Consider the following 14,331-nt stretch of genomic DNA (forward strand, 5'->3'; position numbering starts at 1 on the left):
AGGTGGTTTTCATGGGGCTGACCGGGTGCCCCTGGCACGGCCTCTCTGTGCCTCTGTGGTTTTATCGGTCGTCGGGTAGGGCGAAACCGTCAATGTGGCGACATAGGGTAGGCAAGACGTTTTCGCGGGAAACCCCCAGGAACCCATGAAAATCAGAAAATCCATTCCGGGAAAGCGGGGCACCGCAACAATACTTCCATTCCTGGGATATGGTGTGTCCGGTTGGATCTCGTTCATAATTGGTGATGTCTTTGACGCCCCATTCCAAGGCTTCGGCCCAGTCAAGTTGGCCTGCTTGGGCCAAGGCGTAACGCTTTGGGTCGTTCAATTTCATCAGGGACAGAGACGCGACGACATCCACGAACCAGCGCTGCTGATGTTGGGACGAAATCTCATAAAGAACCAGATTGGCCATCAACCGCTCAATCGTTCTGAAGTTCAGTTTTCTATCCTCGGCAAGCCGAATAAGAGCCTCGCTCAAATGCGGGTTCTTGAGGCTCATGGACTGAGCCAAGTGTCGAACATAGGTACTGGCATCAGTTTCCACCTGGGTCGGCTTCGTCGGCATTACTGCCCGCACGTGAAAGAACTTCTCCAGATACCCTCGCGCGTCGATCCCCGCGCCATAGGCGAATTCCACTGATTTTTCCAATTGCGCCAGATTGGTGACCAGCAGGAACACCACGCCATCGACATCGAAGAAGTGCTTCACCGTTTCCAGCAGTGACAGGGCGAAGGTGGGGCGGCAGCGGTCCAGTTCGTCGATGACGAAAACCAAGGGCGGGCGGCGTTCCCCCTCGGGTTGGTCGGCGGGGGCCAAGGTGGTGGTCAATTCGGCCAGGGTTTCGCGGAAGGCGGCAAACGAAGCGCGTTCCTCGGCATGGTTTTCCAGGCGTTTCAGCAGCAAGGCGTCGGCTGCGTCGGTCACCCCATCGACGATGGCTTTCTCGCCGGCCTTGGCATCGTCGCTGCCGCCGATATCGACAAGGCCCTGTGTCGCCACCTTGACGCCGATCCGCAAGCCATGGCGGGCCAAAACCTTGGTGACGGCCCATGCTTTTTGGCGGAATTCATCGACTTTGCTTGCGTCGCTTTGATGCTGTTTGGCCAAGTCCAGCACCTCGCCGGCCAAAGCGGTGAACGGGTCGGCCATGTAATCGCTGGCGAAGGCGTCAAAATGGATCGCCGGGATTTTCTGCTGACGCAGACTGCCTTCCCACATCTTGACAAAGGTGGTCTTGCCGGCCCCCCAGGGGGCATCCAACAACAGGACCGCCGGGTGTTCCAAGGCGTGGATCAGTCGGGTCAGGCGGTCGCCGAATTCCTGGCGTTGAAACAGGTCGGCCTGATCGAAGCCGGTGTCGGCGCCGATTTCGGGTGGGGCGGGGAACAGGCGCATGAAATGGTCTCGCTTTGGAATGTCTGTTGTGATGGTGCACAATTCTTTGGCGGTCACAAGCTAAGCGCGCAGACACCTCAAGGTTATTAACTGATAACCAATCTTAGACACCTTTTAGGATGGGATGTGCTTGGTTTCGCCTTGGCCTATCATCGCCACTGGGGCAATTTTTGGTGGTGGGGCATGGCGATGGGGCGTTGGGCTTGGGGGGCGTTCGCCGTCGTGATGGCGTGGGGTTCGGCGGCTGCGGCCGATACCATTCGCCTGCGGGCCGATGATTGGTGTCCGTATAATTGCACGGAAGCCAAGATGGGCTATGGCGTCGAACTGGCGACCGAGATTTTCGCCGCCGCCGGCCATGACGTGCAATACCAACTGACGCCGTGGAGTCGCTCGCTGGAGGATTGTCTGCGCGGCGAGGTCGAGGCGGTGATCGGCGCCGCTCCGGTGGATTCGCCTGATCTGGTGTTCGGGGCCGAGCCCATCGGCGTCTGGGACAGCACCTTCGTTGTCCGCACGGGCGTGTCCTGGCGCTATGACGGGGTGGCTTCGCTCGAACAAATCAAGCTGGCGGCGATCATCGGCTATATATATATGGAGCCGGTGGGGGGCTATATCGACGCCCACAAGAAAGACCGCAAGCGTGTCGATCTCATCGGCGGCACCGCGCCGCTGGATCAAAGCTTGAAAATGGTCGCCGCCGGCCGTATCGACGCCACCTTGGAAAGCCGGTCGGTATTAGAATACAAACTGCGCGAGATGGGCTTGGCCGATCGGCTGGAACTGGCCGGAGGCACCGAATCCGGCCCCATCTACATCGCCTTTTCGCCTCTGCAGGCCAAGGCGCGGGACTATGCCGCGATTTTGGATCAGGGTATCCGCGCCATGCGGGCCAGCGGCCGGTTGAAGCAAATTCTCGACCGCTATGGTGTCCGCGACTGGAAATAGCGCGGTCAAATGCGCTATATCAACGGCCCGGACTGGACACTGTGTCCGGCCCGGACCCTTTGCGCGGTGAGATATGTCCGTCCGTCCCTATCGTCAGATTACCCGTCGGCATTCCCGGCAAATCTTCGTTGGTTCGGTGCCGGTGGGCGGCGACGCCCCCATTTCCGTCCAGACCATGACCAATTCGCTGACCACCGACGTGGCGGCGACGGTGGCGCAGATCAAACGGGCGGAAGCCGCCGGCGTCGATATCGTCCGGGTGTCGTGCCCGGACGAAGAATCGACCGCGGCCTTGGCTGATATCATTCGCCAAGTGTCGGTGCCGGTGGTGGCCGACATTCATTTCCATTACCGCCGCGCCATCGAAGCGGCCGAGGCCGGCGCGGCCTGTCTGCGCATCAATCCCGGCAATATCGGCTCCGCCGAGCGTGTGCGCGAGGTGGTCAAGGCGGCCAAGGATCATGGCTGTTCCATGCGCATCGGCGTCAATGCCGGCTCGTTGGAAAAGCATTTGCTGGAAAAATACGGCGAGCCCTGTCCCGAGGCCATGGTCGAAAGCGCGCTGGAACATGCGCGCATCTTGGAAGACAACGACTTTCGCCAATTCAAGATCAGCGTCAAGGCATCGGATGTGTTCCTGGCGGTGGCCGCCTATCAAGGGCTGGCCGAGGCGTGCGATTACCCGTTGCATCTGGGTATCACCGAGGCCGGCGGCCTGATCGGCGGCACCGTCAAATCGGCCATCGGCCTGGGCAACCTGCTGTGGGCCGGCATCGGCGACACCATCCGGGTGTCGCTGTCGGCGGCGCCCGAGGAAGAGGTCAAGGTCGGCTATGACATTTTGAAAAGCCTGGGGCTGCGGGTCCGGGGCGTCAACATTGTGTCGTGCCCGTCTTGTGCCCGTCAGGGTTTCGACGTGGTCAAGACGGTGGAAATTCTGGAACAGCGGTTGGCCCACATCACCGCCCCGGTGACGCTGTCGATCATCGGCTGCGTCGTCAACGGCCCGGGCGAGGCGCGGGAAACCCAGATCGGCCTGACCGGCGGCGGCAACGATTCGCATATGGTCTATGTGGGCGGCGCTCCCGACCACAAGGTCGATACTCTGGCCATGATCGACCACATCGTCGGTCTGGTGGAAGCCAAGGCAAGAGAATTAGAGGGAAGGGATTGAGCATGAGCAAGAGCGACGAGTGGATGCAGCCGGACCGATTGGCGCAATCTGCAGAATCCGAGCGTGGCAATCTTTCCGCCCATGGCGATTTTGGCTGTTATGCCCGCGTCAATAGCACCGGCAGTTTGGCGGATAGTGGCATCGAAAGCCATAACCTGGTCTTTGCCGACGGGCGGGGCGCCTTGTATAAGCAAATGTGGCGCGGGCTGCGGTTGAACGCCATTGCCGATATCGGCTGTGGCTTGGGCCTGACCAGCGCGGCCTTGGCTCGGCAATTTCCGGCAGCCAGTGTTTATGGCTATGAACTGTCCCCTGATGCGATCGAATTCGCACGGCGGAGTTTCCCCCAAGTCACGTTTGAATGCCGGGTCATCAACAAAGATTGTGCTCTGGAACGGCGTTTGGATCTGATCTTGTGCCAGGAGTTCTATCCCTTCACCCGCACCGCGGATTTGGTGCTTCAGATCGATGTTCTGCGCGGATTGCGCAATAATCTGGCGGATGGCGGCTGTATTATCGTCGAATTGTCGGAACGCGATTACGACACGTCCATATTGGTCAATCTGGAGAATATCACCGGTTTCGCCCTTGAGAGACGCGTCATGCCTTATGATCGGGTGTTCCGCAGCCTTCCGATCCTGCCATTGGCGCGGTTGGCTTCTTTCTTCATGAGGTTGGCGACACGCCAGCCGCGCAACATCCACCTTAAGTTCACGCCTTTGAAAGGCCATTGATATGTCCGGCTTGCAGCCCGTTCGCGGCACCCACGACCTGTTGCCCGAGGATTCGCGCCGGCATCGTTTCGTCGAGGAAACCGCCTTTTCCATCGCCAAGCGTTATGGCTATGGCGAGATCGTCACCCCCATCTTCGAGTTCACCGAGGTGTTTTCCCGCACGTTGGGCGAGACCTCGGACGTGGTGACCAAGGAGATGTATACCTTTGCCGACCGTTCGGGCGATTCCATCACCTTGCGGCCCGAGGGCACGGCCGGGGTGGCGCGCGCCTTCATTTCCGGCGGCCTGACCCAGTCTTTGCCGCTGAAGGTGATGTATCGCGGCCCCATGTTCCGGCACGAGCGGCCGCAAAAGGGTCGGCTGCGCCAGTTCCATCAGGTTGGCTGCGAATTGTTGGGGGTCGAGGGACCGCAAGCGGATATCGAGGTCATTTCCATGGCCTGGCGCATCCTGCAAGGGCTGGGCTTGGGCGATAAGGTGCAGTTGGAAATCAACAGCCTGGGCGACGCGGAAAGTCGCGCCGCCTATCGCTCCGCCCTGATCGCCTATCTTGAACCCATGCGCATGACCCTGTCAGAGGAAAGCCAGGCGCGGCTGGACAAGAACCCGTTGCGGGTGCTTGATTCCAAGGACGAGGAAGACAAGCGCGTCGTCGCCCAAGCCCCGGTGATGAGCGATTGCATGACGCCGGCCGCCAAGGAATTCTTTGATCAGGTGACCAGCGGTTTGACGGCGTTGGGCATTGCCTTCGTCATCAATCCCAAGCTGGTGCGCGGGTTGGATTATTATTGCCACACCGCCTTCGAATTCACCACCACCGCGCTGGGCGCCCAGGGAACGGTCTTGGCCGGCGGTCGCTATGACGGATTGATCGGCCAGATGGGCGGTCCGGCGACGCCGGGCATCGGCTGGGCCGCGGGCGTCGAACGTCTGGCCATGCTGATCGAGGATTTGCCGGCCTTGGATCGTCCGGTCAGCCTGATTCCCATGGGCGACAGCGTGCCGGCGGTGGTGCTGGCCGACCGCTTGCGCGCGGCCGGTTTCACCGTTGATCTTGGCTTTTCCGGCAATATGAAAAAGCGCATGGCCCGCGCCAACAAGGCGAATGCCCGCTTCGCCGTCATCTTGGGCGAGGACGAATTGGCCCGCAATGCCGTGTCGTTGCGCGATCTTGACGCCGGCACCCAGGAGGAAATCCCCCTGGCCGAAGTGGAGCGGCGACTGGGCCGGGAATGAGCCGCGCCGCCGCCACCCCCCGCCTGACGGTCATCGGCGCCAACCATCGGTCGGCGTCGCTTTCCTTGCGCGATCAATTGTTCGTCGATGACGCCGCCGCCGCCGATTTTCTCGTCGATCTGAAACGGCGCGGATTACACGAAGCGCTGGTGCTGTCCACCTGCGACCGGGTCGAGGTGTGGGCGTCCCATATCGATGCCGACAGCGTGCAAGATCAGGTGGCGGCCGCCTTGGCGGCTCGTGTTGGGGTGGTTGCCGCCGCCTTGTCCGGGCAATTGTATCGGCATGATGGCGCCGATGCGGTCCGCCATTGCTTCGCCGTTACCGCCTCGCTTGATTCCCTGATCATCGGCGAGCCGCATGTGTTGGGTCAGGTCAAGGTCGCCCATCGGCTGGCCCGCGATTCGGCCACCTGCGGCCCGGAACTGGAAGCGGTGCTGCAAGCGGCCTTTACCGCCGCCAAACGCATCCGCACCGAGACGGTGATCGGCGAAGGCCCGGTCTCGATCGCCGCCGCCGCCGTGCAGATGGCGCGTGACCTGCACGGCGATTTGTCACGCTGCACGGTCTTGCTGGTCGGCGCCGCCGATATGGGCGAATTGGTGGCGGAAAGTCTGTTGGCGGCAGGGGTGGCGCGGTTGCTGGTCACCGCCCCCAGGGCCAGCCGGGCCGAGGCCGTGGCCGCCAGTTTGAACGGCAATGTCATGGGCTTTGAAACCCTGCGTGAGGCCTTGGCCGATGCCGACGTCGTGGTGTGCTCGGTGGGAACCCGCACCATCACGCTGACCGCCGAGATGATGAGCGCGGCACTGAAGAAACGCCGCCGCAAGCCGATCTTCGTCGTCGATGCCGGCATTCCCGGTGACGTCGAGCCGGCGGTCAACCGCGTCGACGGCGCCTTTCTTTATGATCTTGGCGATCTTGAACGGGTGGCGCTGGAAGGACGGGCCGGCCGCGAGCAGGCGGCGCGCGCCGCCTGGGGCATCTTGGAGGACGAGGTCGGGGGGTTCCTTAAGGGCCGCGCCGCCCGTGTCGCCGTACCGGCCATCGTTTCGTTACGGCAACATTGCGAGGCCATGCGCGAGGCGGTCCTGGCCGAGCATCCCGCCAGCCCCGAAGACGCCACCCGCTTGTTGCTCAATCGCCTGCTGCATGCCCCGAGCGAAGCGATGAAATCGGTGGCGGCCGAAGGGCCGGAATGGCAAACCATGGAAAAGACCCTGCGCAAGCTGTTCCATTTGGACGAATAAGGACCACCATGACTCTCGATGCCCAATTGGACAAAGTGCTGTACCGCTATGACGAGCTGCGTGAATTGCTGGCCGTCGGCGATGGCGGCTCTTTCGCCAAATTGTCCAAGGAATTCTCTGACATCGAGCCGGTGGTCAATGCCGTTCAGGCGTTGAAGAAAGCCCGCGCCGACATGGTCGAGGCCGAGGCGATGATGGCCGATCCCGACATGAAGGATTTGGCCAGCGAAGAGTTCTACGCGCTCAAGGAAACGCTGCCGGCGTTGGAACGCGATGTGCAGTTGATGCTGTTGCCGAAAGACGAGGCGGATGAAAAGAACGCCATCTTGGAAGTGCGCGCCGGCACCGGTGGAGAAGAGGCGGCGCTGTTCGCCGCCGAATTGTTCCGCATGTACGAACGCTTTGCCGCCACCAAGGGCTGGCGTTTCGAGGTGATGGACGTCAACGAAACCGGCATCGGCGGCATGAAGGAAGCCAGCGCCACCATCACCGGGCGCGGCGTCTTCGCCAAGCTGAAATTCGAATCCGGCGTGCATCGGGTGCAGCGGGTGCCGGCGACCGAATCGGGCGGCCGCATTCACACCTCGGCCGCGACCGTGGCGATCATGCCGGAAGCGGAAGAAGTCGATATCCAGATCGACGACAAGGATTTGCGGTTCGACGTTTATCGGTCCCAGGGCTCGGGTGGGCAATCGGTCAACACCACCGATTCGGCGGTGCGCGTCACCCATATTCCCACCGGCTTGGCGGTGGCTTGCCAACAGGAAAAAAGCCAGCACAAGAACAAGGCGACGGCGATGAAGCTGTTGCGGGCCCGGCTCTACGAGATGGAGCGCGCGGCCAAGGCGGCCGAACGCGCCGCCAACCGCAAAAGCCAAGTCGGTTCGGGGGACCGATCGGAACGGATCCGCACCTATAATTTCCCGCAAGGCCGGGTTACCGATCACCGCATCAACCTGACCCTTTACAAGATCGACGAGATGATGAACGGCATGGCGCTGGACGAGGTGGCCGACGCCTTGATCGCCGCCGATCAGGCCGAGCGTCTGGCCGAGATGGGCGAGTGATCAGCGCCGGCGATTGGCTGCGGGCGCTGACCATGCGCTTTCAAGCCGCGGGCATCGACACCGCCCGTCTGGATGCCCGTCTGTTGGTGGCCGAGGCGTTGGCGGTGGAGCCGGGGCGGCTGATCAGCCATCCCGAGATTATTCCTGACCCGCAACAACAAACTGCGATCGAAGGCATGGCGGCGCGCCGCGAAAACCGCGAGCCGATCAGCCACATTCTGGGGCGACGCGGGTTTTGGACCCTGGATTTGCGGGTGACGGCCGATACCTTGGACCCGCGCCCCGACACGGAAACCCTGGTGGCCGGGATGCTTGAACGCCTTGTCGATCACGCCGCGCCGTTGCGGCTGCTGGATTTCGGCACCGGCAGCGGTTGCATCTTGCTGGCCTTGCTGTCGGAATTGCCCCAGGCCAGCGGTCTTGGCATTGACCAGAGCGCGGCGGCCCTGGCGGTGGCGGCGGAAAATGCCGCGAACACCGGTCTGGCGGCACGGGCAAGCTTTCAATGTGGCAATTGGGGGCAAGGGCTTTCGGGGCAATTCGATGTCATCGTTTCCAACCCGCCTTATATCCCCGATGGTGAAATCGACGGGCTGGCGCCGGAAGTATCGCGGCACGAGCCGCGTTCGGCCTTGGCCGGCGGCGGCGATGGACTGGAATGCTATCGCGCCCTGGCGCCGCATATCGTCCGGTTGTTGGCGCCAGGCGGCGTGGTCGGGGTCGAGGTCGGCGCCGGCCAGGCCGACGATGTCGCCGCCTTGTTCACCGCCGCCGGCTTGTCGTCGCCCCGCGTTGCGCCTGACCTTTCCGGCATTGGCCGTTGTGTTTTTGCGACACGGTAAAAAAGTGTTGGAAAGAAACCGCAACCCGGCTAGGGTTGCGCCGTCGAGCGCCCCTGATCGAGGCCGGCGTAGAGCTTGTGGCTCCGTCACCCTCACTTGGCGCCTTCCGATCCCGTCATCGTCGGCCGTTGGCTTACGAGGACCCTGGTCAGCCAGGGCAGATCGTTTGAGTGAAAAGCACCGATAAGACCTTGAGAAGGCGGAACCAGTGAATCCCAATCCGAAGCAACGTTCCCGCGGCCGTGGCAATAATGGCGGCAATCCCAATCGCATCAATCATGGCGGCGGCGGTCACGGTGGTGGGCACAGCAGTGGCGGCGGCGGCGGCGGACATGTCCGCAACATCAATGTCCGCAGCCAAGTGTTCGATTCCAACGGCCCCGAAGGCCGGATCCGTGGCAATGCCCATCAGGTGATGGAAAAGTATCTGACCTTGGCCCGCGATGCCGCCTCGCAAGGCGACCGCCATGCGGCCGAGAATTTCTATCAGCACGCCGAACATTATTTCCGGCTGATCAACGCCTATAATCAGAATAACGGCCAGCGCCGCCCGCAGAATTTGCCGACTCCGGCCGAGGATCAGGCAGAAATGCCGGCCGAGGACGATGACGGCGACGACCATGACCAGCGTGACGATCGCGGCCAACGCGATGACCGTGGCCAAGGTGATGATCGCGATCAGCGCGACGACCGCAATCAGAACGACAACCGCGATCAGCGCGATGACCGCGATGACCGCGATCAGGGCGATGAGCGCGGCCAAGGCGGCGAGCGTGACCGTTCGGAGGGGCAGCAACGGCCGCCGCGGGAACCGCGCCAACGGCGTGAATATCGCCAGCCGGCCGCGGTGGAAGAGCAGCCGGTTGCCGCCGCCGCAACCCCCCCAGTTCCGGCCCCGGCCCCAGTTCCTGCTCCGGTGGTCGAAGCCGCCGCCGAGCCGGCCGCTGCCGTCGCCCAGGGCGAGGACGATGCTCCGGCCCGTGCTCCGGTGCGCCGTCGTCGCCGTCCCGCCGCCGCCGCCGAGCCGGCCGCCGAGGCGGCTCCGGCCGATGCCGAGCCGGTGCTGATCTAAGCGTTCACGCGCATTTGTCTTTGAGCGTTTTGGGGCGTGCCGCCCTCCTTTATCCGTGATCGGGTAAAGGGGGGCGGCGCGCCCTTCGACATTTAAGCCCTCCGCTTGCAACCGGCGGGAACCCCACTAAATCATTAGCGAATGTTCGAGGAATACCAGGGCTGCCGCGGTTGGGGTCCCCGTGTTCCGTCGCATCGGAGGCATTCATGGAATTCGACAAATATACCGAACGCTCGAAGGGCTTTATCCAATCGGCCCAGACCTTGGCGTTGCGTCATGGCCATCAACGGTTGACGCCGGAACACTTGCTCAAGGTTCTGCTGGACGACAAGGAAGGCTTGGCGGCCAAGCTGATCAAGGCATCTGGCGGCGATCACAAAAAAGCGCTGGCCGGCGTTGAAGCCGAAATCGCCAAACAACCCACCGTCGAAGGCCCTGGCGCCGGCGGTCTGCATCTGACCGGCGAATTGTCGCGGGTGTTTCAGTTGGCGGAAGAAGCCGCGACCAAGGCTGGTGATGAATACGTCACCGCCGAGCGGCTGCTGCTGGCTTTGACCATGGGCGCTGGTTCTGCCGCGGCTCGGGTTCTGTCCGAGGCCGGGGTGAACCCGCAGGCGCTTAATCGCGCCATCGAGGAGATGCGCAAAGGCCGCAAGGCCAATTCCTCCAGCGCCGAAGACGGTTATGACGCCTTGAAGAAATACGCCCGTGACCTGACGGCGGCGGCGCGGGAAGGCAAGCTTGACCCGGTGATCGGCCGCGACGAGGAAATTCGCCGCACCATCCAGGTGCTCAGCCGGCGGACCAAAAACAATCCGGTGCTGATTGGCGAACCCGGCGTTGGCAAGACCGCCATCATCGAAGGCTTGGCCATTCGCATCGTCAATGGCGATGTCCCCGAGAATCTTAAGCTGAAAAGCTTGATGAGCTTGGACATGGGGTCGTTGATCGCCGGGGCCAAGTTCCGGGGTGAGTTCGAGGAACGCCTGAAAGCGGTGCTGTCGGAAATCCAGGCCGCCAATGGCGACGTCATCTTGTTCATCGACGAGATGCACACCTTGGTCGGCGCCGGGGCGGCGGAAGGGGCGATGGATGCCTCGAACCTGCTCAAGCCGGCCTTGGCGCGGGGCGAGTTGCATTGTGTCGGCGCCACCACGCTGAACGAATATCGCAAGCATGTGGAAAAAGACGCGGCCCTGGCCCGGCGCTTTCAGCCGGTCTTCGTCTCCGAGCCGACGGTCGAAGACACCATCTCGATTTTGCGTGGGATCAAGGAAAAGTACGAGATGCATCACGGCGTGCGCATCTCGGATTCGTCGCTGGTGGCGGCGGCGACCTTGTCCAATCGCTATATCACCGATCGGTTCCTGCCCGACAAAGCCATTGATCTGGTCGACGAAGCCGCCTCACGCTTGCGCATGGAGGTGGATTCCAAGCCCGAGGAATTGGACGAACTGGACCGCCGGATCATTCAGTTGAAGATCGAACGCGAGGCTTTGAAAAAGGAAAGTGACCGCGCCAGCCGGGATCGGTTGGAGGTTCTGGATGAGGAACTGGCCGAACTGGAAGTCGATAGTGCCCGGATCAGCGCCGAATGGCGGGCGGAAAAAGATCAATTGGCTTCGGCCACCAAGCTGAAGGAACAGTTGGACGCCGCCCGTATCGAGGCCGACAAGGCCCAGCGCGAGGGGCAATATCAAAAAGCCGGCGAATTGTTGTACGGGGTGATCCCCGATCTGGAACGCAAGCTGGCGACGGCCGATGCGGCCGAGGGCCGCATGCTCAATGAGGCGGTGACCGAAGAGCACATCGCCGGGGTGGTGTCGCGCTGGACCGGTATTCCGGTGGATAAGATGCTGGCGGGCGAGCGGGAAAAGCTGCTGGACATGGAAAACCGCCTCAAGGCCCGCGTGATCGGCCAAGACGAGGCCCTGGTCGCCGTTTCCAACGCCGTACGCCGGGCGCGGGCCGGCTTGCAGGACCCCAACCGCCCCATCGGCTCGTTCTTGTTCCTGGGGCCGACCGGCGTCGGCAAAACCGAGCTGACCAAGGCCTTGGCCGAGTTCTTGTTCGACGACGAAACCGCCATGGTGCGGATGGATATGTCGGAATACATGGAAAAGCATTCCGTCGCCCGCCTGATCGGGGCGCCGCCCGGCTATGTCGGCTACGAGGAAGGCGGGGCGCTGACCGAGGCGGTCCGGCGGCGACCCTATCAGGTGATCTTGTTCGACGAGGTGGAAAAGGCCCATCCCGACGTCTTCAACGTGCTGCTGCAAGTGCTTGACGATGGCCGTCTGACCGATGGACAAGGGCGAACGGTGGATTTCCGCAACACTCTGATCGTGCTGACTTCGAATCTGGGGTCGGACATTTTAGCACATCAAGAGGAAGGTCATGATTCGGACGAGGTTCGGGGCTTGGTGATGGAAGTGGTGCGCGATGCCTTCCGTCCCGAATTCCTTAACCGCCTGGACGAGATCTTGCTGTTCCATCGTTTGGGCCGCGCCCACATGACCGGGATCGTACAAATCCAGTTGGCGCGGTTGCGGCACTTGCTGGCGGATCGCAAAATCAGTCTGGATTTGGATGAATCCGCCAATGAGTGGCTTGCGCAAAAGGGTTACGACCCTATTTACGGAGCACGCCCGTTGAAGCGGATCATACAGCGGGCTTTGCAAAATCCGCTGGCCGGCCTGATCTTGGAGGGCCGGGTCACGGATGGGTCGAAGGTCAAGGTTTCCGCGGATTGCGGGGCTTTGACCATTGACGGGCACGAGGTTGCGTTGAAGTAAGCGCACAGCCCCTCTCCCAAAGGATAGGGGAGGCGGTGAGAACTTGATTAGGGCGGCGCAGGTGTGCGTAACTGGTTTGCATTGCCCAATGCCACATGTTAGAAGGTCGCCGCCCGCAGAAAGCCGGGCGCTCCAGAATTTCAATCGGCCGGTACTCCGTCCCCCCTCCCCCCCCATAGGGGTGCTGGCCGCGAGGGCGGGGATGCCCAAGGGCATCCCCGTTCCGCCTCGACGATACGATCTGTCCGGGGTTTAGTTGGTCAAGGCTGCTGACTTGCCCAGGGCATTGGCGGCAAGTCGGGTCGAGGGCGGGATTTTCACCATCAACACATCGGTATCACGCTTGACCGTCTTGAAACGGTCCAGGTCGCGGCCGGCCAGCTTGGTGGTGGTGGGCATCTTGACCGATAGCGGGTTGATCTGGTCCTTGCCGCGCAGCACCTCGTAATGCAGGTGGGCGCCGGTGGAACGGCCGGTGGTGCCGACAAAGCCGATGATCTGGCCTTGGGCAACGCGCTTGCCGGGGGCGATGCCGGTGGCGATGCGGCTCATATGGGCATAGGCGGTGCCAAAGCCGGAGCCATGGCGCAAGCGGACGTAATTCCCGTACGAGCCGTTGAAGCCGGCGATTTCGACGGTGCCGTCGCCGGCGGCCTGAATCGGGGTGCCGGTGGGCACGCCAAAGTCGATACCCTTGTGCATCTTGGAATAGCCAAGGATCGGGTGGTTGCGCATGCCGAAGCCCGAGGTGATCTTGGCGCCATCGACCGGCGTCTTCAGCAGCGCCTTTTTGACGCTTTCGCCTTTCTCATTGAAATATTCCACCGTGCCCTGGCCGTTATCGAAACGGTACATGGCGATGGGATTCCCCGACAGGTTAACGGCGGCATACAGCATCTCGCCGTGACGCACCAATTTGCCCTTGGTGTCGTAAAACCCTTCATAGACCACGGTGAACTCGTCACCGGACTGAATATCGCGCTGGAAATCGACGTCATAGGACAGTGCCTTGATCATCGCCATGATGATCTGAACCGGGACACCGGCATTTTGCGCGCTCTCGAACAGGCTGGATTTGATCTGGCCGGAATTGTGCGCCACTTGCTTACTGACTTGGCGCATGGTCTCAATCGCCCCAAAGCCGCCCTTGGCATCACGCTGGGCGCCGACGACGCGGATGGGGTCGGCGTTCAGCGACACCATCTGAAAGCCGCCATGGCCAAAGCCGTGGGGGGATTTCTCGAAAGTGACCTTGACCTTTTGTCCGGCTTTCAGGGCACGTGGATTAAAGACGTCGCGCAAGGCTTCGATGGCCTGGGTGGCTTCGACGCCATCGACCCCGGCTCGGGCCAGGACGTCGCCCAGGGTATCGCCGGCGCCAACCCTGACATGGTTTTCCACCGGGCGGGTGGCGCGGTCTTCCAATTCACTGTCGGTGGTCAGCGGCAGGGCTTTGGCCGAGTGTTCGGCCTCGGCATCCATGAACATCGGCGGCGGCCCATCCATAAAGGATTCGTCCCGGTCACCGATATGGACAAAGGGGCGGGCGGCGATCATCGCGGCGATGCCCGCCAGGCCGACGACGGCCACGGCTTTCAATGAACGCTTGATCTTGGCCGAGACTCGCTTGGTCAATGGTCGGGTCCGTCAATTTTGCGTGGTGCCAAGGGTTATCGCAGCCGGGTCGGCTGAAAGCAAGATTTTTGGGCCGTGTCTGAAGTTTTCCAATGTCATCATATATAAGACTCGCGCGGGCGTGCGGGATTCATTTTGGCTGTTAGGAGTGGCGGTTTTGTTTGGTTTTGGAAAAGTG

At 61.9% G+C, this 14,331-nt stretch carries 11 protein-coding genes; 9 read left to right on the forward strand and 2 right to left on the reverse strand.

What is annotated here, in order from left to right; translation table 11 throughout:
- Positions 1 to 61: 61 nt before the first annotated feature.
- Positions 62 to 1,399 (reverse strand): KAP family P-loop NTPase fold protein, encoded by a 1,338-nt coding sequence (locus KEC16_RS09165; RefSeq protein ID WP_211548077.1) that lies wholly within the window; start codon positions 1,397 to 1,399, stop codon positions 62 to 64.
- 126 nt (positions 1,400 to 1,525) lie between these two features.
- Here KEC16_RS09165 and KEC16_RS09170 point away from each other — a divergent pair, with 126 nt between their 5' ends.
- From KEC16_RS09170 to clpB, 9 genes are all read left to right on the forward strand, one after another.
- On the forward strand, positions 1,526 to 2,347 hold the full coding sequence (locus KEC16_RS09170) for a substrate-binding periplasmic protein (RefSeq protein ID WP_211548079.1): 822 nt from the start codon (positions 1,526 to 1,528) through the stop codon (positions 2,345 to 2,347).
- Positions 2,348 to 2,420: 73 nt separating this feature from the next.
- Complete coding sequence (gene ispG, locus KEC16_RS09175) at positions 2,421 to 3,521, forward strand: flavodoxin-dependent (E)-4-hydroxy-3-methylbut-2-enyl-diphosphate synthase (RefSeq protein WP_211548081.1); 1,101 nt, start codon at positions 2,421 to 2,423, stop codon at positions 3,519 to 3,521.
- A 2-nt stretch (positions 3,522 to 3,523) separates the two neighbouring features.
- Positions 3,524 to 4,255, forward strand: a complete 732-nt coding sequence (locus tag KEC16_RS09180; protein WP_211548083.1) for a class I SAM-dependent methyltransferase — start codon at positions 3,524 to 3,526, stop codon at positions 4,253 to 4,255.
- A 1-nt stretch (position 4,256) separates the two neighbouring features.
- Positions 4,257 to 5,492, forward strand: a complete 1,236-nt coding sequence (hisS, locus tag KEC16_RS09185; protein WP_211548085.1) for a histidine--tRNA ligase — start codon at positions 4,257 to 4,259, stop codon at positions 5,490 to 5,492.
- A complete protein-coding gene (gene hemA, locus KEC16_RS09190; protein ID WP_211548087.1) occupies positions 5,489 to 6,742 on the forward strand; it encodes a glutamyl-tRNA reductase in 1,254 nt (417 codons plus the stop codon). Before hisS ends, hemA begins: the two co-directional genes overlap by 4 nt.
- 8 nt (positions 6,743 to 6,750) lie before the next feature.
- Positions 6,751 to 7,809 (forward strand): peptide chain release factor 1, encoded by a 1,059-nt coding sequence (prfA, locus tag KEC16_RS09195; RefSeq protein WP_211548089.1) that lies wholly within the window; start codon positions 6,751 to 6,753, stop codon positions 7,807 to 7,809.
- The gene (gene prmC, locus KEC16_RS09200) at positions 7,806 to 8,651 is read left to right on the forward strand and encodes a peptide chain release factor N(5)-glutamine methyltransferase (protein ID WP_346344058.1); all 846 of its coding nucleotides are present in this window, start codon (positions 7,806 to 7,808) and stop codon (positions 8,649 to 8,651) included. The genes prfA and prmC overlap by 4 nt, the downstream gene beginning before the upstream one ends.
- 208 nt (positions 8,652 to 8,859) lie before the next feature.
- Entirely contained in the window at positions 8,860 to 9,723 is an 864-nt protein-coding gene (locus KEC16_RS20195; RefSeq protein WP_428846055.1) for a DUF4167 domain-containing protein, read from the forward strand.
- Positions 9,724 to 9,929: 206 nt separating this feature from the next.
- The gene (gene clpB / locus KEC16_RS09210; RefSeq protein ID WP_211548091.1) at positions 9,930 to 12,518 is read left to right on the forward strand and encodes an ATP-dependent chaperone ClpB; all 2,589 of its coding nucleotides are present in this window, start codon (positions 9,930 to 9,932) and stop codon (positions 12,516 to 12,518) included.
- 252 nt (positions 12,519 to 12,770) lie between these two features.
- Here the strand turns inward: clpB and KEC16_RS09215 are convergent, their stop codons facing one another.
- On the reverse strand, positions 12,771 to 14,153 hold the full coding sequence (locus KEC16_RS09215) for a M23 family metallopeptidase (RefSeq protein WP_211548093.1): 1,383 nt from the start codon (positions 14,151 to 14,153) through the stop codon (positions 12,771 to 12,773).
- Between the last annotated feature and the right edge of the window lie 178 nt (positions 14,154 to 14,331).

The organism is Magnetospirillum sulfuroxidans (assembly GCF_018224925.1).
Taxonomy (GTDB): domain Bacteria; phylum Pseudomonadota; class Alphaproteobacteria; order Rhodospirillales; family Magnetospirillaceae; genus Magnetospirillum; species Magnetospirillum sulfuroxidans.